19 protein-coding genes and 3 tRNA genes are annotated in these 24,552 nt (G+C 61.6%); 16 read left to right on the forward strand and 6 right to left on the reverse strand.

Going from position 1 to position 24,552, the window contains the following annotated elements; translation table 11 throughout:
- Position 1: 1 nt before the first annotated feature.
- Together LT40_RS02020 and LT40_RS02025 are read right to left on the reverse strand one after the other, a co-directional pair.
- Positions 2-847 carry an ABC transporter permease gene (locus LT40_RS02020; RefSeq protein WP_043185849.1) on the reverse strand — a complete coding sequence of 282 codons (846 nt, stop codon included), beginning with the start codon at positions 845-847 and terminating at the stop codon, positions 2-4.
- Positions 844-1,869 carry an ABC transporter ATP-binding protein gene (locus tag LT40_RS02025; protein WP_043185852.1) on the reverse strand — a complete coding sequence of 342 codons (1,026 nt, stop codon included), beginning with the start codon at positions 1,867-1,869 and terminating at the stop codon, positions 844-846. Before LT40_RS02025 ends, LT40_RS02020 begins: the two co-directional genes overlap by 4 nt.
- 232 nt (positions 1,870-2,101) lie before the next feature.
- On the opposite strand from LT40_RS02025, the gene LT40_RS02030 reads away from it, so the two are divergent.
- Positions 2,102-2,932, forward strand: coding sequence for an IclR family transcriptional regulator (locus LT40_RS02030; RefSeq protein ID WP_148308502.1), 831 nt, complete (start codon positions 2,102-2,104; stop codon positions 2,930-2,932).
- A 9-nt stretch (positions 2,933-2,941) separates the two neighbouring features.
- Here the strand turns inward: LT40_RS02030 and LT40_RS02035 are convergent, their stop codons facing one another.
- Complete coding sequence (locus tag LT40_RS02035; RefSeq protein WP_043185859.1) at positions 2,942-4,738, reverse strand: sigma-54-dependent Fis family transcriptional regulator; 1,797 nt, start codon at positions 4,736-4,738, stop codon at positions 2,942-2,944.
- A 256-nt stretch (positions 4,739-4,994) separates the two neighbouring features.
- Between LT40_RS02035 and LT40_RS02040 the strand changes: the two genes are divergently transcribed.
- The 6 genes from LT40_RS02040 to LT40_RS02065 are packed head-to-tail and all read left to right on the forward strand — an operon-like array spanning position 4,995 to position 10,934.
- Positions 4,995-6,089 (forward strand): ABC transporter ATP-binding protein, encoded by a 1,095-nt coding sequence (locus LT40_RS02040; protein ID WP_043185864.1) that lies wholly within the window; start codon positions 4,995-4,997, stop codon positions 6,087-6,089.
- Positions 6,089-7,186 (forward strand): ABC transporter ATP-binding protein, encoded by a 1,098-nt coding sequence (locus tag LT40_RS02045; protein ID WP_043185869.1) that lies wholly within the window; start codon positions 6,089-6,091, stop codon positions 7,184-7,186. The genes LT40_RS02040 and LT40_RS02045 overlap by 1 nt, the downstream gene beginning before the upstream one ends.
- Positions 7,183-8,049: a carbohydrate ABC transporter permease gene (locus LT40_RS02050; protein WP_043185874.1), complete on the forward strand. Its 867-nt coding sequence runs from the start codon at positions 7,183-7,185 to the stop codon at positions 8,047-8,049. Before LT40_RS02045 ends, LT40_RS02050 begins: the two co-directional genes overlap by 4 nt.
- A 7-nt stretch (positions 8,050-8,056) precedes the next feature.
- The gene (locus LT40_RS02055) at positions 8,057-8,857 is read left to right on the forward strand and encodes a carbohydrate ABC transporter permease (protein ID WP_043185878.1); all 801 of its coding nucleotides are present in this window, start codon (positions 8,057-8,059) and stop codon (positions 8,855-8,857) included.
- Between the two features lie 10 nt (positions 8,858-8,867).
- The gene (locus LT40_RS02060) at positions 8,868-9,140 is read left to right on the forward strand and encodes a DUF2160 domain-containing protein (RefSeq protein WP_043185881.1); all 273 of its coding nucleotides are present in this window, start codon (positions 8,868-8,870) and stop codon (positions 9,138-9,140) included.
- A 48-nt stretch (positions 9,141-9,188) separates the two neighbouring features.
- Entirely contained in the window at positions 9,189-10,934 is a 1,746-nt protein-coding gene (locus LT40_RS02065) for an ABC transporter substrate-binding protein (RefSeq protein WP_043185886.1), read from the forward strand.
- A gap of 115 nt (positions 10,935-11,049) precedes the next feature.
- Here LT40_RS02065 and folD read toward each other — a convergent pair whose 3' ends face one another.
- Complete coding sequence (folD, locus tag LT40_RS02070) at positions 11,050-11,904, reverse strand: bifunctional methylenetetrahydrofolate dehydrogenase/methenyltetrahydrofolate cyclohydrolase FolD (RefSeq protein ID WP_043185889.1); 855 nt, start codon at positions 11,902-11,904, stop codon at positions 11,050-11,052.
- A 290-nt stretch (positions 11,905-12,194) separates the two neighbouring features.
- On the opposite strand from folD, the gene LT40_RS02075 reads away from it, so the two are divergent.
- From LT40_RS02075 to LT40_RS02085, 3 genes are all read left to right on the forward strand, one after another.
- A tRNA-Arg gene (locus LT40_RS02075) sits at positions 12,195-12,271 on the forward strand.
- A 41-nt stretch (positions 12,272-12,312) separates the two neighbouring features.
- Positions 12,313-12,388: transfer RNA gene (locus LT40_RS02080), tRNA-His, on the forward strand.
- 57 nt (positions 12,389-12,445) lie between these two features.
- Positions 12,446-12,530: transfer RNA gene (locus LT40_RS02085), tRNA-Leu, on the forward strand.
- 101 nt (positions 12,531-12,631) lie between these two features.
- Here LT40_RS02085 and LT40_RS02090 read toward each other — a convergent pair.
- Positions 12,632-14,800 carry a GAF domain-containing protein gene (locus LT40_RS02090; RefSeq protein ID WP_272945804.1) on the reverse strand — a complete coding sequence of 723 codons (2,169 nt, stop codon included), beginning with the start codon at positions 14,798-14,800 and terminating at the stop codon, positions 12,632-12,634.
- Positions 14,801-15,112: 312 nt separating this feature from the next.
- Between LT40_RS02090 and tig the strand changes: the two genes are divergently transcribed.
- From tig to LT40_RS02120, 6 genes are all read left to right on the forward strand, one after another.
- Positions 15,113-16,423 (forward strand): trigger factor, encoded by a 1,311-nt coding sequence (gene tig / locus LT40_RS02095; RefSeq protein WP_043185893.1) that lies wholly within the window; start codon positions 15,113-15,115, stop codon positions 16,421-16,423.
- A 91-nt stretch (positions 16,424-16,514) separates the two neighbouring features.
- Positions 16,515-17,150, forward strand: a complete 636-nt coding sequence (gene clpP / locus LT40_RS02100; RefSeq protein ID WP_043185896.1) for an ATP-dependent Clp endopeptidase proteolytic subunit ClpP — start codon at positions 16,515-16,517, stop codon at positions 17,148-17,150.
- A 112-nt stretch (positions 17,151-17,262) separates the two neighbouring features.
- Positions 17,263-18,549 (forward strand): ATP-dependent Clp protease ATP-binding subunit ClpX, encoded by a 1,287-nt coding sequence (gene clpX, locus LT40_RS02105; protein WP_043185900.1) that lies wholly within the window; start codon positions 17,263-17,265, stop codon positions 18,547-18,549.
- A gap of 151 nt (positions 18,550-18,700) precedes the next feature.
- Entirely contained in the window at positions 18,701-21,097 is a 2,397-nt protein-coding gene (gene lon, locus LT40_RS02110; RefSeq protein WP_043185903.1) for an endopeptidase La, read from the forward strand.
- Positions 21,098-21,240: 143 nt separating this feature from the next.
- Entirely contained in the window at positions 21,241-21,513 is a 273-nt protein-coding gene (locus LT40_RS02115; RefSeq protein WP_043185907.1) for an HU family DNA-binding protein, read from the forward strand.
- Positions 21,514-21,684: 171 nt separating this feature from the next.
- A complete protein-coding gene (locus tag LT40_RS02120) occupies positions 21,685-23,559 on the forward strand; it encodes a SurA N-terminal domain-containing protein (RefSeq protein ID WP_043185911.1) in 1,875 nt (624 codons plus the stop codon).
- A 183-nt stretch (positions 23,560-23,742) separates the two neighbouring features.
- Here the strand turns inward: LT40_RS02120 and fabI are convergent, their stop codons facing one another.
- On the reverse strand, positions 23,743-24,537 hold the full coding sequence (gene fabI, locus LT40_RS02125) for an enoyl-ACP reductase FabI (RefSeq protein ID WP_043185915.1): 795 nt from the start codon (positions 24,535-24,537) through the stop codon (positions 23,743-23,745).
- Positions 24,538-24,552: the final 15 nt, after the last annotated feature.

The following is a 24,552-nucleotide window of genomic DNA, read 5'->3' on the forward strand; positions in this document are numbered from 1 at the left end:
ATCATTCCCCCAGGGCTTTTTTGTAGCGACCTTCGACCAGGCGGTTCCAGGACAGCATGATCAGCAGGTTGGCCAGCAGCAGCGCCACAGCAATGGTCGCGCCCATGGGCCAGTTAAGTTCCGAGAGGTACTGGTCGTAGACCACCGTGGCGACCATCTTCAAGCGTCGGCCGCCGAGCAGGCCGGGGATGGCGAACGAACTGGCCGCCAGGCCGAAGACGATCAGCGTGCCCGACAGCACACCGGGCATGATCTGTGGCAGCACCACCATGCGCATCACCTTCGCTTGGCTTGCGCCCAGTGACTGCGCGGCCTGCTCGGCGGCTGGGTCGAGTTTCTGCAGCGAGGTCCAGACCGGGATGATCATGAACGGCAACATCACGTGGACCAGTGCCAGGATCACCGCGAACGGTGTGTAGAGCATTTTCAGCGGGCGTCCGCCCAGCGCGGCGATGGCCTGGTTGATCAGCCCGTCGGCACCCAGCAGCAGGCTCCAGCCGAAGGCACGCACTACCACTGAAATCAGCAGCGGCGTGAGGATCAGAATCAGGAAGATCGAACGCCACGGTGTACCCATGCGGCTGAGAATGTAAGCCTCCGGTACGCCGATCACCACGCACAGGAAAGTCACCAGTGCACTGATCCAGAAGGTCCGCCAGAAAATTTCATAAAAGTAGCTGTCGCTGAGTAGGCTGGCGTAGTTGGCCAGCGTGTAGCTGTCGCTCTTGACCCCCACTTCGTAGTCGAACAGGTTGAACGACAGCACCAGCGTCAGGCCCAGCGGCACGATCAGCAGGGCGACGAACAGCGCCAGCGCCGGCGCCGAAAGCAGGTATCCACGGCTCATGCGCAGGCCTCGCGATCCAGGACGCGAAGCAGTTCGTGCGGCCAGTCCAGGCCGACCGCGACACCCGTGCCCAGCGGTGCGCTGCCATCGTTGCGGCGCACCACGGTGATCTCGCCGAGCACGGTTTCCAAGCGGTACAGCCACTGGCTGCCAAGAAAGTAACGGGTGACGATGCGCCCCTGGATACGTCCCTCACCGGCGTTGCAGAGGTCGATCTTTTCCGGGCGCAGGCTCAGCATCAGTTCACCTTCACCGGCCTGGGCCAGCACCTGCGGCTGGCCCAACGTGTCGTACTCGCCGGGCAGCAGGTTGGCCTTGCCGACGAAGCCGGAGATGAACGGCGTGCGCGGGTGCTCGTAGAGTTTGTAGGGCTCGTCGATCTGGGTGACCTGGCCGGCTTGCATCACCACCACCCGGTCGCTGATGGACAGGGCTTCGGCCTGGTCGTGGGTCACCATCAGGGTCGTGATGCCGACTTCGCACTGGATGCGGCGAATCTCGAACTGCATCTCCTCGCGCAGGCTCGCGTCGAGGTTGGACAACGGCTCGTCGAGCAGCAGCACCGGCGGCTGGATCACCAGGGCACGCGCCAGGGCCACGCGCTGGCGCTGGCCTCCCGAAAGCTCTCGCGGGTAGCGCTCGGCATGCGCGGTCAGGCGCACCAGCGCCAGCACCTGGTCGACGCGGGTGCGAATGTCGCTGCTGCTCACCTTGCGCATCTTCAGGCCGAACGCGACGTTGTCGCGCACGCTCATGTGCGGGAACAGCGCATAGCTCTGGAACACCACGCCCAGGCCGCGGCTGCTGGGTTTGGCGTGGGTGATGTCGCGTCCGTCGAGGACGATCCGGCCGCTGGTCACGTCGACGAAGCCGGCAATCATCTGCAGCGTGGTGGTCTTGCCGCAACCGGAGGGGCCGAGCAGCGAAACGAACTCGCCCTGGCTGACGCTCAGGTCGGTCGCCACTACGGCCTGCACGGGTCCGTAGCGTTTGCACAGTGCTTGAAGTTCGAGAAAGGCCATGGCTGCGTTCTACCTGTCGTTGTCGGCCGCATGTGCGGTGCGTTGATCGAGGGCAGAGGCGAAAGGGGTCCTGCGTTGGGGTGGCGCTCGTTCTGAGTCGGCTGCCGGCTATTGTTGGTCTCGCCCCGTGGACGAAGAGTAGGACGAAGGCTAGGATGGCGAAAGCGGTTATTTCACTGAGCGGGTGTCTATTTTCAATTTAATCCTTTCAATGAAATCGGATGAGCAAAATATGAAAGACGATTCCACTGAGCGGAATGTAGAGCCAGGTGTAGGCAGTGCGTCGCGGTTGTTTGCCGTGTTGCGGGGACTGTCGGCCGCGTCGGCCGAAGGTGAGCGGGTCATCCAGCTCGCCGAACGCATCGGCCTGTCGCAACCCACCACCCACCGTTTGTTGCGCGGGCTGGTGGAGGAGGGCATGGTCGAGCAGGACACCCGCAGCAAGCGCTATCGGCTGAGCCTGGAATTCTTCGCACTGGCCGCGCGGGCCGGTAACGGCGGCAACTTGCGCGAGCTGGCACGGCCCAGCCTGCTGCGCCTGTCGGCCTCGTTGGGTGACTCGCTGTTTCTGCTTGCGCGCAGTGGTTTCGACGCGATCTGCCTGGACCGCAGCGAAGGGCCTTACCCGATACGTACCTTCACCGGCGACATCGGTGGCCGTGTTGCGCTGGGGGTCGGCCAAGGGAGCCTGGCCATTTTGGCGTTCCTGCCCGAGGATGAACGGGAAACCGTGATCCACTACAACCTGCCTCGGCTCAAGGACCTGCACCTGTACGACGAGGTATTGCTGCGTTCGGAAGTCGACAGCGTGCGCCGGCTCGGCTACGCCGCGCGCAACACCGGCGTGCTGCCCGGCATGGCGGGCCTGGCGGTGCCGATACTCGACCGTAACGGCCATGCGGTCGCAGCCCTGAGTGTCGCCACCATCAGCGATCGGCTCGGCCCCGACCGGCTGCCCACGGTGGTCGAGTTGCTCAAGCGCGAGGCTTCGGCCATCGGCCCGCGCCTGAACCCCTTCGACCCGACCTTGCGCCGGCCCTCGCAGACCTTCGGTCGGGCGTGAACACCAGCGTCAGAGTGCATGCCCCTGCTCACGCAGGCGCTTGTACAAGGTGTTGCGGCTGACCCCCAGGCGCCGCGCCAGCCGGGAGATGTTGCCGTCACTGGCCTGCAACAACTCGCCCAGATCGCTGACCTTGGTCAGGGTCAGCAGTGGGCGCGCCGAGGCGTTCTCCTGCGCAGGTTGCAGACCGGCTTCGAGCAGGAAATCTTCGGGTAGATGCTCCAGGCCAATGACGTCCTGGTCGGCCAGCACCAGCGCGACCTTGACCACCGCCGCCAGCTGACGCACGTTGCCCGGCCAGGGGTGGACCATGAACGCTGCCCACACCTGGTCGCTGAAGCCGGCGGTCTGCTGCGCTTCGCGCTGCGTTTCCCACACCTGTTCGATCAACTCGCGCTTGTCACTGCGTGTGTGCAGGGTCGGCAGGTGCAGGGTCATGCCCGCCAGGCGATAATAGAGGTCCTCGCGGAACAACCCGGCCTGTACCCGTTGCCGCAGATCTTCGTGGGTCGCTGAAACCAGGCGGATGTCGACCGGTATCGGATCGCCACAGCCCAGCGGCTGAATGCAGCGCTCTTGCAGTACGCGCAGCAGCCGCGCCTGGGTCGGCAGCGGCATGTCACCGATCTCGTCGAGGAACAGAATGCCCTTGTCGGCCTTGCGCACCAGTCCTGGGCTGCCCTTGTGGCTGGCACCGGTGAAAGCGCCGCGTTCATAGCCGAACAGTTCCGACTCCACCAGTTCGGCGGGAATCGCCGCGCAATTGACCGCAATCAGTGGGTGCGCCGCACGGCTGCTGGCCTGGTGCAGGGCCTTGACCAGCACCTCCTTGCCGGTGCCGGTGTCGCCGCGCAGCAGCAGCGGCACGTCCTTTTCCAGCAGGCGCAATCCCTGTTGCAGGGCTTTGTCCAGACGCGGATCGGTACCGCGCTGCGCAAGGCTGGCAGCCGCTCGCTGCAACGGCTTCTTGAGCAGGCACTGCAAGCGGTTGCGCCCCGGCGGCTGCAGGGCAAAGGTGCGCTCCAGCGGGTGCTCGAGCAGCGCCTGTGGCGTCAGTCTGAACACTTGCTGCAGGGTCAGCCCAGGCAGCTCCACACCCAGCAGGCTGTCGGCGCGGCGATTGGCGGCCAGCACGCGACCGCTGTCGTCGAACACCAGTAGCCCGGCCCACTGGCTGTCGAGGTTGTTCACCCCGGTGTTGAAAATCAACTGGTGATGCCGATCGGCGAACGCCTCCAGGATCAGTCGATTCTCGACCGTCTGGCTCATCATCTTCACCAGCCCCAGAGTATGTGAAGGCGGCAGGTGACTGTCGCTGGACACGTCCAGCACCGCCACCATGTTGCGTTGCGCATCGAAGATCGGTGACGCCGAGCCATTCATCAGGCGATTGGCCAGCAGAAAGTGTTCGTCGGGCTCGACGTGTACGGCCTGGCGGCACGCCAGCGCAGTACCGATCGGGTTGGTTCCTGCCGTCGTTTCCAGCCAGCAGGCACCGGGCGCATGGCCCGACTGGCCGGCACCGACGCCCGGCTGCGCCCCCCACGACCGCATCAGCCGGGCCTGCGGGTCGGCCAGGCGGATCAGACAACGCGAGTTGCCCAGGATGTGTTCGTAATAGGGCAACACCTCGCGGTGGGTGGTGTGCAGCAGGGCCTGATGCACGTCGAGCATCTGTTGCAGCGCAACGCGCGCCAGCGGCTCGAAGCGAGGCGCGTGATGATGCTCCAGCCCCGCTTCGCGACAGCGCGCCCAGGAGCTTTGAATCAGTTGGTCATGTGCCAGTGTGGGAGTGGATACGGGCATGGTTCAGGTATCCCGGCGCGCGGCCTTGTTGTTTTTGTTCATGCAGTGTTGTTCACGGTTGTTCATTGTCAATGCGCCAGGCGTTCATTTTTGTTCAGGGGCGAACCTGGCCTGTGACCCGCCCACGCGTCCGAACGGTCTGGCTGGCGCGTGCAAGCGTTGCGCACGGAAATTGGCACGCTTATCGCTCTGGGTTTGCCAGCAGTCGTACCGACGCGAAGCCGCAATCGCTTCCAATAATAAAAAAGGCGCCGCCATGTCCCTAGTGCTCGAGCAGGTCACTCGTCGTGTGGAAAACCAGTTGTACATCGACAATGCGTCGCTGGTACTGGAACCCGGTTCGTTCAACGTCCTGCTGGGGCGCACACTGTCCGGCAAGACCAGCCTCATGCGCCTGATGGCCGGCCTGGATAAACCCGACCAGGGCCGTGTGTTGATGAACGGTGTGGACGTGACCGGCAAGCCGGTGCGCCAGCGCAACGTCTCCATGGTCTACCAGCAGTTCATCAACTACCCGACCATGACCGTCTTCGACAACATCGCCTCGCCGCTGCGTCAGGCCGGCATGGCTCGCGAGCAGATCGAGGAGCGGGTGCTGCAGACCGCGCGGATGTTGCGCATCGAGCCGTTCCTCAAACGCCATCCACTGGAACTGTCCGGCGGCCAGCAGCAGCGCACGGCCATGGCCCGGGCGCTGGTCAAGGATGCCGAGCTGATCCTGTTCGACGAACCCCTGGTGAACCTGGATTACAAGCTGCGCGAAGAACTGCGCTTCGAAATGCGCGAGCTGTTCCTCACTCGCCACACCATTGCCGTCTACGCCACCACCGAACCCAACGAAGCCTTGGCGCTCGGCGGCACCACCACCATTCTCCACGAAGGGCGGGTGATCCAGAGTGGCAGAACCCCCGAGGTCTACCACCGGCCGGCCAGCGTCCTGGCAGCCGAACTGTTCTCCGAGCCACCGATCAACCTGATTGAAGGCCGCATCGGCGGCCAGGAAGTCAGCTTCGCCAACTTCGTTCACTTTGCGCGCAACGTTGACCTGTCCGGCGTCCCGGATGGTGATTATCGCTTCGGCGTGCGACCCAGCCATATCGGCCTGACGCCCAGCAACGACGACGATCTTGAGCTGGCGGTAACGGTGGAGCTGGCGGAAATCAGCGGCTCGGAAACCTTCCTGCACGTGCGCAACGAGTATTTCTCCTTGGTGCTGCACTTGCCGGGCGTTCATGACTATGCCGTGGATGCAGCGATACCGGTGTATATCCCGACCCACAAGCTGTTCGTCTTTCAGCGCAGCGGGCAATTGGTCCAGGCCCCCGGCCTGCGTGTAGCGAGGGCTGCCTGATGGCCGAGATCCGTTTGCAGCACCTGGCGCACAGCTACAGCGCGCATCCGTCGGGTCCGGAAGACTACGCCATTCGCGAGATGGACCACATCTGGGAGCAGGGCGGCGCCTATGCCTTGCTCGGCCCGTCCGGCTGTGGCAAATCGACCTTGCTCAACATCATTTCCGGGTTGCTCAGCCCCTCCCATGGGCAGGTGCTGTTCGACGGCAAGGTGGTCAACGACCTGCCGCCCGAGCAGCGCAACATCGCCCAGGTGTTCCAGTTCCCAGTGGTGTACGACACCATGACGGTGTTCGACAACCTGGCCTTCCCCCTGCGCAATCAGGGCAAGTCGCCCGAACAGGTTCAGGCCCGGGTGCAGGAAGTCGCCGAAGTCCTGGACCTGCAACGACTGCTGCAGCGCAAGGCGCGCAACCTCAGCGCCGATGAGAAGCAGAAGGTGTCGATGGGCCGTGGCCTGGTTCGCGACGACGTTTCGGCGATCCTCTTCGACGAGCCGCTGACGGTCATCGACCCGCACCTGAAGTGGAAGCTGCGGCGCAAGCTCAAGCAGATCCACGAGCAGTTCAACATCACCATGGTCTACGTCACCCACGACCAGCTCGAGGCCTCGACCTTCGCCGACAAGATCGCCGTGATGTACGGCGGCCAGATCGTCCAGTTCGGCACCCCGCGCGAGCTGTTCGAGCGACCGGCGCACACCTTCGTCGGCTACTTCATCGGCAGCCCCGGCATGAACCTGGTCGACGTGCAGCCCGAGCGTGGCGGCGTCGGCTTCGGTGGCATCCATGTGCCCCTGTCCGAGGCTTTGCAGGCGCGTATTGCACAGGGCGGCTGGCAACGCCTGCAGATCGGCATTCGCCCCGAATTCATCCGCGTCTGGGACGATACCTTCGAAGCCGCCCTGCACAGTGAACGGGTGCACCTGGAAGACCTGGGCACCTACAAGATCCTTACCTTGCTGCTCGGCGGGCAGACCTTCAAGGTGCGCCTGCCCGAGGACCGCGTGGTACCCGAGGGCACGGTGTTCATCAGCTTTCCCGCGCAGTGGCTGATGGTCTACGCCGACGATCGCTTGCTGGAGGTGAACCCATGAACAAGGTCCAGAACAACAAGGCCTGGTGGCTGGTGCTGCCGGTGTTCCTGCTGGTGGCGTTCAGCGCGGTGATCCCGATGATGACCGTGGTCAACTATTCGGTGCAGGACATCTTCGACCAGTCCAGCCGCTACTTCGTGGGCGCCGACTGGTACCGCCAGGTCCTGCAGGACCCGCGCCTGCACGATTCGCTGCTGCGCCAGTTCATCTACTCGGCCTGCGTGCTGCTCATCGAAATACCCCTGGGCATCGCCATCGCCCTGACCATGCCGGCCAAGGGCCGCTGGTCATCGCTGTGCCTGATCGTCATGGCCATCCCCCTGCTGATCCCGTGGAACGTGGTCGGCACCATCTGGCAGATCTTCGGCCGCGCCGACATCGGCCTGCTGGGTTACACGCTCAATGCCATGGGGATCAGCTACAACTATGCCTCCAACACCGTGGATGCCTGGGTTACGGTGCTGATCATGGACGTCTGGCACTGGACCTCGCTGGTGGCGCTGCTGTGCTATTCGGGCCTGCGCGCCATCCCCGACGTGTACTACCAGGCCGCACGCATCGACCGCGCCTCGAACTGGGCGGTGTTCCGCCACATCCAGCTGCCGAAGATGAAGAGCGTGCTGTTGATCGCGGTCATGCTGCGTTTCATGGACAGTTTCATGATCTACACCGAACCCTTCGTGCTGACCGGCGGCGGGCCAGGCAATGCCACCACGTTCCTCAGCCAGACCTTGACGCAGATGGCCGTGGGTCAGTTCGACCTTGGCCCGGCCGCGGCTTTCTCGCTGGTGTACTTCCTGATCATCCTGCTGGTGTCCTGGCTGTTCTATACCGCCATGACCCACAACGACAAGCAAGGTTGAGGCAGCCATGAGCAAGCGCAAACTGATCCCCCTGCTGCTGTATATCCTGTTCCTGCTGGTGCCCATCTATTGGCTGCTGAACATGTCGTTCAAGAGCAACGGCGAAATCCTCGGCGGGCTGACGCTGTTTCCCCATGACTTCACCCTGGCCAACTACCGGGTGATCTTCACCGACCCCAGCTGGTACACCGGCTACATCAATTCGCTGTACTACGTGAGCCTCAATACGCTGATCTCGCTCAGCGTCGCGTTGCCGGCTGCGTACGCCTTTTCGCGCTACCGCTTCCTGGGCGACAAGCACCTGTTCTTCTGGTTGCTGACCAACCGCATGGCCCCGCCGGCGGTGTTCCTGCTGCCGTTCTTCCAGCTGTATTCGTCCATCGGCCTGTTCGACACGCACATCGCCGTCGCGCTGGCCCACTGCCTGTTCAACGTGCCACTGGCGGTGTGGATCCTGGAAGGCTTCATGTCCGGCGTGCCCAAGGAGATCGACGAAACCGCCTACATCGATGGCTACAGCTTTCCGAAATTCTTCGTGAAGATCTTCATGCCGCTGATCGGCTCGGGGATCGGCGTGACAGCGTTCTTCTGCTTCATGTTCTCGTGGGTCGAGCTGCTGCTGGCGCGCACCTTGACCTCGGTCGACGCCAAGCCGATCGCGGCGGTGATGACCCGTACGGTCTCAGCTTCCGGTATCGACTGGGGCGTGCTGGCTGCGGCCGGCGTGCTGACCATCGTGCCCGGCATGCTGGTGATCTGGTTCGTTCGCAACCATGTGGCCAAGGGCTTTGCCCTGGGCCGCGTATGAGGAGCCTGTGATGGAGTGGATGGCCTGGACTTTACCGACTGCCTTGTTCTTCGGCGCCATTGCGCTGTTGCTCGCCGGCATGACGTTCTACGAACTGCGCGCGCCCTGCACCGAGCGCCGCGGGTTTCTGCCGATCGCCACCACGCGTGGCGACCGGTTGTTCATTGGTCTTCTCGGTAGCGCCTACCTGCACCTGCTGGTGATCGGCGTGACCGACTGGAACATCTGGGTGGCGTCAGCGCTGTCCCTGGTGTGGTTGCTGGCGGTAATGCGTTGGGGCTGAGCCATACCTGGGTTTGCGCAGCGCAAAAAATTCAAACAGGAGGTCACTATGTACAAGAACAACAACAAATTGCGACATAGCATTGCCCTGGCGACCGCGCTGGCGTGCGCCGGCCTGAGCGTCGCGGCCTGGGCGGATGCCTATGAAGACGCCGCGAAGAAATGGGTTGGCGCTGAATTCAAGCCGTCCACCCTCACGCCCGAGCAGCAGATGGCCGAGATGCAGTGGTTCATCGAAGCGGCCAAGCCCTTTCGTGGCATGAGTATCAATGTGGTGTCCGAAACCCTGACCACCCATGAATACGAAGCCAAGACCCTGGCCAAGGCCTTCAGCGAAATCACCGGGATCAAGCTTACCCACGACCTGCTGCAGGAAGGCGACGTGGTGGAGAAACTGCAGACGCAGATGCAGTCGGACAAGAACATCTATGACGGCTGGGTCAACGATTCCGACTTGATCGGTACGCACTTTCGCTACGGCAAGAGCGAGTCGATCACCGACATGATGGCCAGCCCCGAGGGCAAGAAAGCCACCTCGCCGACCCTGGACCTGAAAGACTTCATCGGTATCTCCTTCACTACCGCACCCGACGGCAAGGTCTATCAGCTGCCCGACCAGCAGTTCGCCAACCTGTACTGGTTCCGCGCCGACTGGTTCGAACGGCCCGAGTTGAAGGCCAAGTTCAAGCAGATCTACGGCTACGAGCTGGGGGTGCCGGTCAACTGGTCCGCCTATGAAGACATCGCCAAGTTCTTCTCCGAAGACGTCAAGGAAATCGACGGCAAGCGCATCTACGGGCACATGGACTACGGCAAGAAAGACCCGTCCCTGGGCTGGCGCTTCACCGATGCCTGGTTCTCCATGGCCGGTGGTGGCGACAAGGGCCTGCCCAACGGCTTGCCGGTGGACGAGTGGGGCATTCGCGTGGAGGACTGCCATCCTGTAGGTTCCAGCGTGACCCGTGGCGGCGACACCAACGGCCCGGCTGCCGTGTATGCCACGCAGAAGTACGTCGACTGGATGCGCGCCTACGCACCGCCCGAAGCCCAGGGCATGACCTTCTCCGAATCCGGCCCGGTGCCGGCCCAGGGCAACATCGCCCAGCAGATCTTCTGGTACACCGCGTTCACCGCCGACATGACCAAGCCCGGCCTGCCGGTGATGAATGGCGACGGCACGCCCAAGTGGCGCATGGCGCCATCACCCAAGGGACCTTACTGGGAAGAGGGCATGAAGCTGGGCTACCAGGACACCGGCGCGTGGACCTTCCTCAAGTCCACCCCCGAGAAGCAGCGTCTGGCCGCCTGGCTGTATGCGCAGTTCGTGACGTCGAAGACGGTATCGCTGAAGAAAACCATCGTTGGCCTGACGCCGATCCGCGAATCGGACATCAATTCCCAGGCCATGACCGAGCTGGCGCCCAAGTTGGGTGGGCTGGTGGAGTTCTACCGCAGCCCGGCCCGCGTGCAGTGGACCCCGACCGGCACCAACGTGCCTGACTATCCACGTCTGGCGCAGCTGTGGTGGAGCCATATTTCCGAGGCGGCCAGCGGCGAGAAGACTCCACAGCAGGCGCTCGACGGCCTGGCCAAGGATCAGGACGCGATCATGACCCGCCTGGAACGCAGCAAGGTGCAGCCGGTGTGTGGGCCGAAGATGAACCCCGAGCGTGATGCCCAGTACTGGTTCGACCAACCCGGCGCGCCCAAGCCCAAACTGGCCAACGAAAAACCCCAGGGCCAGACCGTGGGCTACGCCGAGCTGGTCAAGTCATGGGAGGATGCAAGGAAATAGCAGCGCTGCGGTGCGTCTGATAAACCGTGGCGCCTGCTTCGCGGCCACGGACCGCTCCTACGGGGGAATAGATTCATTCCGTGGGAGCGGTCATCGGCCGCGAAAGGGGCTCACATCAGCGGTGCAGCGTCTGGGCTGCATAGAGGGTATTTTCCAACAAGCAGGCGCGGGTCATTGGGCCTACGCCGCCTGGCACCGGAGTGATCCAGCCCGCGCGGGGCAGGGCGGTTTCGTACACCACATCGCCCACTAGCTTGCCATCGGCCTGACGGTTGATGCCCACGTCGATCACGATCGCGCCTTCCTTGATCCATTCGCCCTTCACCAGCCCCGGCTTGCCGGCAGCGACCACCACCAGGTCGGCGCGACCCACATGGCCAGCCAGGTCCTGGGTGAAACGGTGGGTCACGGTCACGGTACAGCCCGCCAGCAACAGCTCCATGGCCATGGGCCGACCGACGATGTTGGACGCTCCCACCACCACTGCATCCATCCCGTACAGATCCTGGCCGGTGCTTTCCAGCAGCGCCATGATCCCCTTGGGGGTGCAGGGGCGGAGCAACGGAATGCGCTGGGCCAGGCGGCCGACGTTATAAGGGTGGAACCCATCGACGTCCTTGTCCGGACGGATACGCTCGAGCAGCAACGACGCGTCCAGATGCTCGGGCAGCGGCAGCTGTAACAGGATGCCGTCGATATCGGTATCGGCATTGAGCGTGTCGATCAGCGTTTCCAGCTCCAGCTGGGAGGTCGCGCTCGGTAGGTCGAACGCCCGAGAAACGAACCCGACTTCTTCGCAGTCCTTGCGCTTGTGCGAAACGTAGACCTGGGAGGCGGGGTCGGTACCCACCAGAATCACCGCGAGCCCTGGCGTGCGCAGGCCTTGCTGACGACGCTCGGCAACCTGATGAGCGATCTGCTGGCGCAGGTTGGCGGCGATCGCCTTGCCGTCGATAAGTTGTGCAGTCATGACGCGTGATTAACCATCGAAAAGGAATGAAAATGTGCGCGCATTCTCGCATGTCGCACGCCCAGGGCAAAGGCGCTTGCTTGGCGAAACCTCCTAAGCCCTTTAATTAAATGAATTTTTTTCAAAAAAGAGTTGACGACCCCAAGGCTCGCCTATAACATTCGTCGCACTTGTCGGGCAGGGCCTAGCACTGGTGAAGAAGGTAAGGCGAAGCAGGCGGTTTCAAAGCTTGTTTGCCATCACCGACTGAAGCTCTGGATTTGTAATCTGCAAGGACTACAGACTCAAAAGCGCCCGTAGCTCAGCTGGATAGAGCATCCGCCTTCTAAGCGGATGGTCGCAGGTTCGAGTCCTGCCGGGTGCGCCATTAGGCAGCTTTGGCACAAGTAACGCAGCAAACGCAATATGGTGGGCGTAGCTCAGTTGGTAGAGCACAGGATTGTGACTCCTGTTGTCGTGGGTTCGATCCCCATCGTCCACCCCATATTCCGAAAGGCGCCCGATTCTTACCGATCCGGCGCCTTTGCTTTAAAAGCTACACGCGGACGTGGTGGAATTGGTAGACACACTGGATTTAGGTTCCAGCGCCGAAAGGTGTAAGAGTTCGAGTCTCTTCGTCCGCACCAACTAGAACAGCAAGGCCTGGGCCTGCTGGGCAACGAAAAAGCCGCCTTCGGGCGGCTTTTTCGTGTCTGCGGTCTGGCGAGCGCTCAAAGCGCTGGAGGCGTCACGCCTCTACAGGCTGGACCATGCTGAACGTGATGACATTACCGTTCTGCTCGACGCTCAGGTTGCCGCTGTGGGCCACCGCGATCGCCTGGGAAATGTACAGTCCAATCCCCAGGCCGTTCTTGTTGCGCAGGTTTTCGGCACTGTGCGGCTTGAACGGCTGAAACAGTGTTGCCAGTCGTTCAGGCGCGACCGGCGTGGTCTGGTTGAGAACCGACAGGCGAGTATTCCCCTGCTCGGCGCTTAAGCTGATCAACACCGGCGTGTCGGGCGTGCCATGGTAGCGGGCATTCCCCAGCAGGTTGGTGATGACCTGTGCATAGCGATCCGGATCGATCATGGCGCGCACATTCGGCTCGATACGTGCTTCGATGGTCAGGCCAGGGAAGGCCACGGCGGTTTCGTGGACAATGCTTTCCACCAGGACCGACAAATCGGTATCGACACGGTTGACCATGATGCCCAGGCCAGATTGCAGGCGACTCATCTCCAGAATCTGGCTGATCAGCCGCTCCATGCGACCGCTGGAATGGCTGATGTGCTTGCGCAGTTCGGTGTCGCGCGTCTCGTTCGAGGACAGCATGGCAGCGGCCATGGAGATGGACTGCAATGGATTGCGCAGGTCGTGGCCGAGCATGGCGATCAGACGCTGACGCATGCCATCGATCTCGCTGGCACGGCTCAGGCACAGCTCGACCAGATCGCGTCGCAGCTTCTCGGCGATAGTGATGTCGGTATCGCTCCAGCTGGCCGAGCGCCCGCGCACCACTTCTTCCCAGGCCTCGAACGAGCCGCGTGGCGTCAACCGTGCCCCGGATGGCCCGACCTTGATGATCTTCTCCGGCTTGCCGCCCCAGCGCACATTGTTGATTTCTTCCTTGCGCAGCCACAGCACCCAGCCCGATTCCTGTCGATGGAAACGCACCGCCAGGATGCCGCAGTAGCCGCTGGTATTGCGTTCGCTCGGCGAGCCTTGCCAGTGCTCGGTTTGGAACACCTCGAGGTTAGGGTCCTGCTCGACGTGTTCCAGCACCTGGCGGCACAGTTGATCGAAGTGCCCGCCGATACTCTGGGTACGGCCCGACATCACCACGGCGGCGCCGTCGCAGGGTATCAGGGAGGCAATGTTGTCCGGGTCGCCTGCCAGTGCGCTGACCAGATCTTCAGAGTCGCGGGCCTGGGTCATGAGCTTCTGCTGCTGGTCGCTCGCCTGCTTCAGGGTCTGGGTAGCCTGGTTGTGCTCCAGCCGTTCGACCAGCGCGCTGCACACCTGCGAGATGACCTGGAAGGACATGCGCAAAGGGTGAGCCATGGTTTTGGGTGACATGTGATGGCAGGAAAACAGCCCCCACAGCTTGCCGCCCACCACGATCGAAACGCTCATCGAGGCGCGCACGCCCATGTTGGTCAGGTATTCGCAATGGATCGGCGAAACGCTGCGCAGGGTGCTGAAGCTGAGATCGAACGGTTGGCCGGTCCGCGGATCCAGTGCCGGGGTCAGTGGCGCCGGCGCATAGGCCACATCGGCGATCAGGCGAATCGGGTTCTGGATATAGAGCAGGCGCGCCTGGGCCGGAATGTCCGACGCCGGGTAGCGCTGGCCCAGATAGCTTTCCAGGTCCTCGCGATGGGCCTCGGCAATGACTTCGCCGGATAGATCGGGACGAAAGCGATAGGCCATGACCCGATCGTAGCCGGTCATGTTGCGGATTTCCTGGGTGACTCGGCTCAGCAGCGCATCGATGTCATGGCGATTCTGCATCTGGCTGATGATGCGCTGCGCATAAAGGGCGAACTGACTGAACGAGCCGCTGGCCGTGCGCCGCGGTTCGAACTCCAGATACAGCACCTGCAGATGGCGGTGGGCGACCACGTCGAACAGGCGCCCGAGCAGTACGCTTTCGACACTGTTGGCCCAGTGGTCGCTGCTGGCAAGGCCCTCGCCGATCAGCGCCAGGATATCGGCACCGAGCAATTCGCCGTCCGGCGTCGTGCCCGGCAGTACATCCAGGCCGGTGATCGCCATCAGGTTGGTGCTGCGGCTCAGTACACGGCCTTCGGCATCCAGCGCGATCAGTGCGCCGTGAGGCTGGATCGCGCCCGGTCGATGAATGGGTTCGTCCTCGCAATTGGCGAGGGAGACCGACGTCACGGGGCTTATGGCCATGAAGGTCCTGCAATGATGGGCATTGTTACGGGGAGCGACAAAATGGTCATGTTCTCCACATAGAAGTACGAAGTAGTGACTGTATCCTTTCACAGGATACCAGCGAGCCGATCATTGTCTTGCAAAACTTGTCCGGCACGACACTTTTCATACCTGGATTGGCCTTGTTTTGCTGCCGTTGGACGGTTTCTGCAGCGACTTTGCGCGCATCCATGTGCATAGGGTGACTTCTTGAGTTCGAGCCACTAGAATGCTTGCCCTTGATCTGGGGTCGGAAATGGCCGGCTAACGTCTGTGCAACGAGGAAAATCCATGCAAGTTTCTGTTGAAAACACTTCCGCTCTCGAGCGCCGCATGACCATCGGCGTTCCCGCCGAGCGCATCGAGGCCGAAGTCAACAAGCGTCTGCAACAGACCGCCCGTAACGCCAAGATCCCGGGCTTCCGTCCAGGCAAGGTGCCTATGAGCGTCATCCGTCAGCGCTACGAGGCTGACGCGCGCCAGGAAGCCCTGGGCAACGTCATCCAGGCTTCCTTCTATGAAGCCGTGGTCGAGCAGAAGCTCAACCCAGCCGGCGCACCCGCCGTCGAGCCTAAAGTGTTCGAAAAGGGCAAGGATCTGGAATACATCGCCACCTTCGAAGTGTTCCCCGAGTTCGAAGTCGGCGCGTTCGACAGCATCGAAGTCGAGCGCCTGAGCGCCGACGTCGCCGACAGCGACCTGGACAACATGCTCGAAGTGCTGCGTAAGCAGAACGTGCGTTACGAGCAGGTCGAGCGCGCTGCCCAGACCGAAGACCAGCTGAACATCGACTTCGTCGGCAAGATCGAAGGCGAGGAGTTCTCCGGTGGTTCGGCGAGCGGTACCCAGCTGGTACTGGGTTCGGGCCGCATGATCCCTGGTTTCGAAGACGGCCTGGTGGGCGCCAAGGCCGGTGAAGAGAAGGTCCTGAACCTGAACTTCCCCGAGGACTATCAGAACCTCGAGCTGGCCGGCAAGGCTGCCGAGTTCACCGTCACCGTCAACAGCGTTTCCGAAGCCAAGCTGCCTGAGCTGGACGAAGCGTTCTTCGGCCAGTTCGGCATCAAGGAAACCGGTCTCGACGGCTTCCGCGCCGAAGTTCGCAAGAACATGGAGCGCGAGCTGCGTCAGGCCATCAAGGCCAAGATCAAGAATCAGGTGATGGACGGCCTGGTGTCGACCAACCCGATCGAAGTGCCAAAGGCTCTGCTGGACAACGAAGTCGACCGTCTGCGCGTTCAAGCCGTGCAGCAGTTCGGTGGCAACATCAAGCCCGATCAGCTGCCGGCCGAGCTGTTCACCGAGCAAGCCAAGCGCCGCGTCGTGCTGGGCCTGATCGTCGCCGAAGTGGTCAAGCAGAACGAGCTCAAGCCGGACGAAGCGCGCGTACGCGAGCTGATCCAGGAAATGGCCTCGGCCTACCAGGAGCCCGAGCAAGTTGTATCGTGGTACTACAAAAATGATGAGCAGCTGAACGAAGTCCGTTCGGTTGTGCTGGAAGAACAAGTTGTGGATACTGTTCTGCAGAAGGCTAAGGTGACCGATAAAGCGGTCTCTTACGAAGAAGCAGTCAAGCCGGCAGAAGCAGCACAAGCCGACTGATTGTCCAACTCGTTGGAAATACAACCACAAGCCAGCCTCGCGCTGGCTTGTGCGTTTTCAAGACATGACTATTTGGGAGTAACTGCAGAGCATGTTCCGTAATTCTTATATTCAGCAGAACTCTGACATCCAGGCCGCCGGCGGCCTGGTCCCGATGGTTGTCGAGCAGTCCGCTCGCGGCGAACGCGCCTACGACATCTACTCGCGCCTGCTGAAGGAGCGAGTGATCTTTCTGGTTGGTCCGGTAGAGGATTACATGGCCAACCTGATCTGTGCGCAGCTACTGTTCCTTGAGGCGGAAAACCCGGACAAGGACATCCATCTCTACATCAACTCCCCAGGCGGTTCGGTCACTGCAGGCATGTCGATCTACGACACCATGCAGTTCATCAAGCCGAACGTGTCGACCACCTGCATTGGCCAAGCCTGCAGCATGGGCGCATTCCTGCTGACCGCCGGTGCCGAAGGCAAGCGTTTCTGCCTGCCGAACTCACGCGTGATGATTCACCAGCCACTGGGCGGCTTCCAGGGCCAGGCGTCGGACATCGAAATCCATGCCAAGGAAATCCTGTTTATCCGTGAGCGTCTCAACTCGCTGATGGCCAAGCACAGCGGGCACACCCTGGAAGAAATCGAGCGCGACACGAACCGCGACAACTTCATGAGTGCCGAAGCTGCGCAAGCCTATGGCTTGATCGACAAAGTGATTGACCGTCGCCCCGCTTAACATGAGCCGCTCAAAATAGGGCTGGTTGGCACGTCCGACCATTGCCGGGCTTGAAAAAGCCTGCAATAGCCTTCATCTTGTGTTGCAAGCCTATCGGATTTGGATCGATCGAATGACTGACACCCGCAACGGCGAGGACAACGGCAACAAGCTGCTCTATTGCTCCTTCTGTGGCAAAAGCCAGCATGAAGTGCGCAAATTGATTGCCGGCCCCTCGGTCTTTATCTGCGACGAGTGCGTCGACCTGTGCAACGACATCATCCGCGAGGAGGTGCAGGAAGCCCAGGCCGAGAGCAGCGCGCATAAATTGCCCTCGCCCAAAGAAATAAGCGGCATCCTGGATCAGTACGTGATTGGCCAGGAGCGTGCGAAGAAGGTTCTCGCGGTAGCGGTGTACAACCACTACAAGCGCCTGAACCAGCGTGACAAGAAGAATGACGACGTCGAACTCGGCAAGAGCAACATCCTGCTGATCGGCCCGACCGGTTCGGGCAAGACGCTGCTGGCCGAAACCCTGGCTCGCCTGCTCAACGTTCCGTTCACCATCGCCGACGCCACCACCTTGACCGAAGCCGGTTACGTGGGTGAGGACGTCGAGAACATCATTCAGAAGCTGCTGCAGAAGTGCGACTACGATGTGGAAAAGGCCCAGATGGGCATCGTCTACATCGACGAGATCGACAAGATCTCGCGCAAGTCGGACAACCCGTCCATCACCCGCGACGTTTCGGGCGAGGGCGTGCAGCAGGCGCTGTTGAAGCTGATCGAGGGCACCGTGGCCTCGGTACCGCCGCAAGGTGGTCGCAAGCATCCTCAACAGGAGTTTCTGCAAGTCGATACACGCAACATCCTGTTCATCTGCGGCGGTGCGTTCTCCGGGCTGGAAAAAGTGATCCAGAATCGCTCCACCCAGGGCGGCATCGGTTTCAGTGCCCAGGTGCGCAGCAAGCAGGAAGGCAAGAAGGTTGGCGAGTCGCTGCGCGAAGTCGAACCCGATGACCTGGTCAAGTTCGGGCTGATCCCCGAGTTCGTCGGTCGTCTGCCGGTTCTGGCGACGCTGGACGAACTGGACGAAGCGGCACTGATGCAGATCCTCACCGAGCCCAAGAACGCGCTGACCAAGCAGTACGGCAAGCTGTTCGAAATGGAAGGTGTGGACCTCGAGTTCCGCAGCGACGCCTTGAAGTCGGTTGCTCGCCGCGCGCTCGAGCGCAAGACGGGTGCCCGTGGCCTGCGTTCGATTCTCGAAGGCATCCTGCTCGACACCATGTATGAAATACCTTCGCAGACCGATGTAAGCAAAGTGGTCATCGATGAAAGCGTGATCGAAGGGACGTCCAAGCCGCTGTTGATCTATGAAAACAGCGAGCCACCGGCGAAGGCTGCACCCGACGCCTGATCGACAATCTGAGCTGAAACAAGGAAGGGGCCTACGGGCCCTTTTCGTTTTTCAGGCAGCGAACTTGTTTTTTGCGGGGCGAGCCCCCACATTGAAGACATGTTCAATTCCATCTGTTTACGGCCATCAGGGCCGCTGTAGAGGCGAAATCATGAAGACAACCATCGAATTGCCTCTCCTGCCATTGCGCGATGTCGTGGTCTATCCGCACATGGTTATCCCGCTGTTCGTGGGGCGTGAGAAGTCCATCGAGGCCCTCGAGGCGGCAATGTCCGGCGAAAAACAGATCCTTCTGCTCGCGCAGAAGAATCCTGCCGATGACGATCCCGGTGAAGACGCCCTGTACCGTGTCGGTACCGTTGCCACAGTGCTGCAATTGCTCAAGCTGCCCGATGGCACCGTCAAGGTGCTGGTCGAGGGTGAGCAGCGCGGCAGTGTCGAGCAGTTTCTGGAAATCGACGGCCACGTGCGTGCCGAAGTGCAGCTGATCGACGAGACCGACGCGCCGGATCGCGAGTCCGAGGTGTTCGTGCGCACGCTGCTGGGCCAGTTCGAGCAGTACGTGCAGTTGGGCAAGAAGGTCCCGGCCGAAGTGCTGTCCTCGCTCAACAGCATCGATGAGCCCGGCCGCCTGGTCGATACCATGGCCGCGCACATGGCGCTGAAGATCGAGCAGAAGCAGGAGATTCTCGAGATCATCGAGTTGCCGGCGCGTGTCGAACACGTGCTGGCCCTGCTGGATGCCGAGATCGACCTGCTGCAGGTCGAGAAGCGCATTCGTGGTCGGGTCAAGAAGCAGATGGAGCGCAGCCAGCGCGAGTACTATCTGAACGAGCAGATGAAGGCCATTCAGAAAGAACTGGGCGACGGCGAGGAAGGGCACAACGAAGTCGAGGAGCTGAAGAAGCGCATCGACGCCGCTGGCCTGCCCAAGGACGCGCTGGCCAAGGCCACGGCCGAGCTGAACAAGCTCAAGCAGATGTCGCCGATGTCGGCGGAAGCGACCGTGGTGCGCACCTACATCGACTGGCTGGTGCAGGTGCCATGGCAGGCGCAGAGCAAGGTGCGCCTGGACCTGGCGCGCGCCGAGAGCATTCTCGATGCCGACCACTACGGTCTGGAAGAGGTCAAGGAACGCATCCTCGAATACCTCGCCGTGCAGAAGCGGGTGAAGAAGATCCGCGGTCCGGTGCTGTGCCTGGTGGGGCCACCCGGTGTGGGCAAGACGTCCCTGGCCGAATCCATCGCCCATGCCACCAACCGCAAGTTCGTGCGCATGGCCCTGGGCGGCGTGCGTGACGAGGCCGAGATTCGTGGCCATCGTCGGACCTACATCGGTTCGATGCCCGGCCGCCTGATCCAGAAGATGACCAAGGTGGGCGTCCGCAACCCGCTGTTCCTGCTCGACGAGATCGACAAGATGGGCAGCGACATGCGCGGCGACCCGGCGTCGGCCTTGCTGGAGGTACTGGACCCCGAGCAGAACCACAATTTCAACGACCATTACCTGGAAGTCGATTACGACCTTTCCGACGTGATGTTTCTGTGCACCTCGAACTCGATGAACATCCCGCCGGCGTTGCTGGACCGGATGGAAGTCATCCGTCTGCCGGGCTACACCGAAGACGAGAAGATCAACATCGCGATCAAGTACCTGTCGCCCAAGCAGATCGAAGCCAACGGCCTGAAGAAGACCGAGGTCGAGATCGAGGTCGATGCGATCCGAGACATCATCCGTTACTACACCCGCGAGGCCGGCGTGCGTGGCCTGGAGCGTCAGATTGCGAAGATCTGCCGCAAGGTGGTGAAGGAGCACGCCCACCTGAAGAAATTCACGGTCAAGGTCACACCCGATTCGCTGGAGCACCTGCTGGGCGTGCGCAAGTTCCGCTACGGCCTGGCCGAGCAGCAGGATCAGGTCGGCCAGGTCACGGGCCTGGCCTGGACCCAGGTGGGCGGCGAGTTGCTGACCATTGAGGCTGCCGTCATCCCGGGCAAGGGCCAGTTGATCAAGACCGGTTCGCTGGGCGACGTGATGGTTGAGTCCATCACGGCGGCGCAAACGGTGGTACGCAGCCGTGCCAAGAGCCTGGGCATCGCGCCGGACTTCCATGAGAAGCACGACACGCACATCCACATGCCCGAAGGCGCCACGCCCAAGGATGGCCCGAGCGCCGGTGTCGGCATGTGCACCGCACTGGTTTCGGCCCTTACCCAGATTCCGGTGCGCGCCGATGTCGCCATGACCGGCGAGATCACGCTGCGCGGCCAGGTACTGGCCATTGGTGGGCTCAAAGAGAAGTTGCTGGCGGCTCATCGTGGTGGAATCAAAACGGTAATCATCCCTGAAGAAAACGTGCGCGATCTCAAGGAAATTCCCGACAATATCAAGCAGGATCTGCAGATTAAACCTGTTAAATGGATTGACGAAGTCCTGCAAATTGCGCTGCAATACGCGCCGGAGCCCTTGCCCGATGTGGCTCCCGAGATTGTCGCCAAGGATGAGAAACGCGATACGGATTCCAAGGAACGAATCAGCACGCATTGAGCCTTGATTTGACTGGGTGGCTTTCTTGACAGTTTTTTGGAGCCCTTGTTATAAAGCGGCACTTACTGTGTCGACAGCCACCCGGCGCCTGTTTCACCACATACTTTGAAACAACTCAAAAGATCGATATAAGGGGACTTATAGTGAACAAGTCGGAACTGATTGACGCAATCGCCGCATCTGCTGATATCTCCAAAGCTACAGCTGGCAAGGCGCTGGACGCCGTGATCGAATCCGTTACGGACGCTCTGAAATCCGGTGATTCGGTTGTGTTGGTAGGTTTCGGTACGTTCTCCGTGACTGATCGCCCGGCGCGTACCGGTCGCAACCCGCAGACCGGCAAGGCCCTGGAAATCGCGGCTGCCAAGAAGCCTAGCTTCAAAGCCGGTAAAGCCCTGAAAGAAGCTGTCAACTAAGCTTCGGCCACGCCTTTGCTACCTGCTGCCTGGCGATGCCGGCATCAGGAGTGGAGCTGAGCAAGCTCCGCGAGTTACGAGAAGGCGCATCCTCGGATGCGCCTTTCTTCTATCCGGATTCCTATTACTCTCCGCGGTCGCTCTATCTGTACGACCGTTTTCGGGGGATGCATGCTGCAGAACATCAGGGATAACTCCCAGGGCTGGATTGCCAAGACCATCATCGGTTTGATCATCGTACTGATGGCACTGACCGGTTTCGACGCGATCTTCCAGGCCGCCAGCCATAGCCAGGACGCTGCAAAGGTCAACGGTGACGAGATCACCTTGAACGAACTCAGTCAGGCCACCGAAATGCAACGCCGCCAGCTGATGCAACAGCTGGGCAAGGATTTCGATCCGGCCCTGCTTGACGACAAGATGCTGCGTGAAGCAGCCCTCAAGGGCTTGATCGACCGTAAGTTGCTGCTGCAAGGCGCCCATGACGCCAAGTTCGCCTTCTCCGAAGGCGCGCTCGACCAGATCATGCTGCAGACGCCGGAATTCCAGGTGGACGGCAAGTTCAGCGCCGAACGCTTCGACCAGGTCATTCGCCAGATGGGCTATGGCCGTCTGCAGTTCCGCCAGATGCTTTCCGAAGAGATGCTCATTGGCCAGCTGCGTGCCGGTCTGGCGGGCAGCAGCTTCGTCACCGACGAGCAGGTTGCCGCCTTCGCGCGCCTCGAGAAGCAGACTCGCGATTTCGCTTCGTTGACGTTCAAGGCGGACCCATCGGCGACCAAGGTCACCGACGACGAGGTCAAGGCGCATTACGACGAACACGCCAAGGAGTTCATGAGCCCTGACCAGGTGGTCATCGACTACGTGGAACTGAAGAAGTCTTCGTTCTTCGATCAGGTCAGCGTGAAAGACGAGGATCTGCAGGACGCCTATCAGAAAGAGATCGCCAACCTGTCCGAGCAGCGTCGTGCGGCGCACATTCTGATCGAGGTCAACGACAAGCTCGATGATGCACAGGCCAAGGCCAAAATCGAAGAAGTGCAGGCGCGTCTGGAGAAGGGCGAGGACTTTGCCAAGTTGGCAAAGGAAGTGTCCCAGGACCCAGGTTCGGCCAACAATGGCGGCGACCTCGGCTTCGCCGGCAATGGCGTGTACGACCCGGCGTTCGAAACCGCGCTCAATGCCTTGAGCAAGGGCCAGGTCTCGGCGCCAGTGCGCACCGACTTCGGCTGGCACCTGATCAGGCTCGAAGACGTGCAGGCGCCGGACGTGCCGACTTTCGCCAGCCTGAAAGCCAAGCTGACCAGTGACCTGAAGACCCAGGAAGTGGAACAGCGCTTCGTGACCGCCACCAAGCAATTGGAAGATTCGGCGTTTGAAGCCTCCGACCTTGGTCAGCCAGCCCAGGAGCTGGGCCTCAAGGTGCAGACGTCCGAGCCATTCGGCAAGGATGGCGGCAGCCAGGGCGTGACGGCTAGCCGAGCCGTGGTTCAGGCCGCATTCAGCCCTGAAGTGCTGGAAGAAGGTTCCAATAGCGCTGCACTGGAGCTGGATCCGGAAACCATGGTCGTGGTGCGTGTGAAGGAGCATCGCAAGCCTGCGCAGCTGCCGCTCGAAGCCGTGGCCGGTCCGATTCGTACCGAGTTGGCCAAACAACATGCTGCAGCCCAGGTGAAGGCCAAGGGCGAGGCGCTGCTGGCCGGCCTGCGCGACGGCAAGGTGCCTCTGGCGGCCAGCCAGGAAGGCCAGCGTTGGAAAGTGCTGGAGGCGGTCAACCGCGGTCAGGACGGCATCGAGCCGGCCGAACTGCAGGCGCTGTTCCGCATGCCCAAGCCGCAAGCCAAGGAAAAGCCTGAGTTCAGCAGCGTGACGCTGAAAGACGGCAGCTTCGTGATTTTGCGCCTGGACGGCGTGAACGAAGCCGCAGCCCCTAGCGATGAAGAGAAAACCCAATACCGCCGCTTCCTGGCGTCGCGCATGGGTCAGCAGGATTTTGCGGCCTACCGCAAGCTGCTGGAAACCAAGGCGGACATCACCAGGTATTGAGGTGATGGATGTTTGAACAAAAGGCCGCGTATGCGGCCTTTTGTTTTTTGGTGGATTCAAGGGCCTCTTCGCGGGCAGAGCCCGCTCCCACATGTCACCACTACTCCTTGCGCCACCGATAAACCCAGCCATAAAAAAACGCCGCTGGAATCAGCGGCGTTTCTTCAACCAGCCGAAGCCGGCTTATTCTTCGATATCACCCATGGCGGTGGTGTTGAAGCCGCCGTCCACGTACATGATTTCACCGCTGATACCCGACGCCAGGTCGGAGCACAGGAACGCGCCGGCGTTGCCGACTTCGTCGATGGTGACGTTGCGGCGCAGCGGGGTCTGCGCTTCGTTGGCGGCCAGCATCTTGCGGAAGTTCTTGATGCCCGAGGCTGCCAGGGTGCGGATCGGGCCAGCCGAAACGGCGTTGACGCGCGTGCCTTCCGGGCCCAGGGAGCCGGCCAGGTAGCGCACGCCGGCTTCCAGCGAAGCCTTGGCCATGCCCATGACGTTGTAGTTGGGCATGGTGCGCTCGGCGCCCAAGTAGGACAGGGTCAGCAGGCTGCCGTTGCGGCCTTTCATCATTTCGCGCCCAGCCTTGGCCAGGGCCACGAAGCTGTAGGCGCTGATGTCGTGGGCGATGCGGAAGCCTTCGCGGGTGGTGGCCTGGGTGAAGTCGCCATCGAGCTGGTCGCCCGGGGCGAAACCGACGGAGTGAACGATGACGTCCAGGCCGTCCCACTTCTTGCTCAGGGCTTCGAAGACCGAGGCGATTTCAGCATCGCTGGCCACGTCGCAAGGGAAGCACAGATCGGCGCTGGAGCCCCAGCCTGCGGCGAATTCCTCGACGCGGCCCTTGAGCTTTTCGTTCTGGTAGGTGAAGGCAAGTTCAGCACCCTCGCGATGCATGGCGGCGGCGATGCCGGATGCGATGGACAGTTTGCTGGCGACACCGACGATCAGGACGCGCTTACCGGCGAGAAAACCCATGTGTTGTTCCTCTTC

Source organism: Pseudomonas rhizosphaerae (assembly GCF_000761155.1).
Taxonomy (GTDB): domain Bacteria; phylum Pseudomonadota; class Gammaproteobacteria; order Pseudomonadales; family Pseudomonadaceae; genus Aquipseudomonas; species Aquipseudomonas rhizosphaerae.

Bases quoted from the DNA above. Each gene is read 5' to 3' on its own strand.
- LT40_RS02040 (WP_043185864.1), top strand. From the start codon at position 4,995: ATGTCCCTAGTGCTCGAGCAGGTCACTCGTCGTGTGGAAAACCAGTTG.
- LT40_RS02020 (WP_043185849.1), bottom strand. From the start codon at position 847: ATGAGCCGTGGATACCTGCTTTCGGCGCCGGCGCTGGCGCTGTTCGTC.
- LT40_RS02035 (WP_043185859.1), bottom strand. From the start codon at position 4,738: ATGCCCGTATCCACTCCCACACTGGCACATGACCAACTGATTCAAAGC.
- folD (WP_043185889.1), bottom strand. From the start codon at position 11,904: ATGACTGCACAACTTATCGACGGCAAGGCGATCGCCGCCAACCTGCGC.
- LT40_RS02055 (WP_043185878.1), top strand. From the start codon at position 8,057: ATGAGCAAGCGCAAACTGATCCCCCTGCTGCTGTATATCCTGTTCCTG.
- LT40_RS02090 (WP_272945804.1), bottom strand. From the start codon at position 14,800: ATGGCCATAAGCCCCGTGACGTCGGTCTCCCTCGCCAATTGCGAGGAC.
- clpP (WP_043185896.1), top strand. From the start codon at position 16,515: ATGTTCCGTAATTCTTATATTCAGCAGAACTCTGACATCCAGGCCGCC.
- LT40_RS02060 (WP_043185881.1), top strand. From the start codon at position 8,868: ATGGAGTGGATGGCCTGGACTTTACCGACTGCCTTGTTCTTCGGCGCC.
- tig (WP_043185893.1), top strand. From the start codon at position 15,113: ATGCAAGTTTCTGTTGAAAACACTTCCGCTCTCGAGCGCCGCATGACC.
- LT40_RS02025 (WP_043185852.1), bottom strand. From the start codon at position 1,869: ATGGCCTTTCTCGAACTTCAAGCACTGTGCAAACGCTACGGACCCGTG.
- LT40_RS02050 (WP_043185874.1), top strand. From the start codon at position 7,183: ATGAACAAGGTCCAGAACAACAAGGCCTGGTGGCTGGTGCTGCCGGTG.
- fabI (WP_043185915.1), bottom strand. From the start codon at position 24,537: ATGGGTTTTCTCGCCGGTAAGCGCGTCCTGATCGTCGGTGTCGCCAGC.
- LT40_RS02045 (WP_043185869.1), top strand. From the start codon at position 6,089: ATGGCCGAGATCCGTTTGCAGCACCTGGCGCACAGCTACAGCGCGCAT.
- LT40_RS02065 (WP_043185886.1), top strand. From the start codon at position 9,189: ATGTACAAGAACAACAACAAATTGCGACATAGCATTGCCCTGGCGACC.
- clpX (WP_043185900.1), top strand. From the start codon at position 17,263: ATGACTGACACCCGCAACGGCGAGGACAACGGCAACAAGCTGCTCTAT.
- lon (WP_043185903.1), top strand. From the start codon at position 18,701: ATGAAGACAACCATCGAATTGCCTCTCCTGCCATTGCGCGATGTCGTG.
- LT40_RS02030 (WP_148308502.1), top strand. From the start codon at position 2,102: ATGAAAGACGATTCCACTGAGCGGAATGTAGAGCCAGGTGTAGGCAGT.
- LT40_RS02120 (WP_043185911.1), top strand. From the start codon at position 21,685: ATGCTGCAGAACATCAGGGATAACTCCCAGGGCTGGATTGCCAAGACC.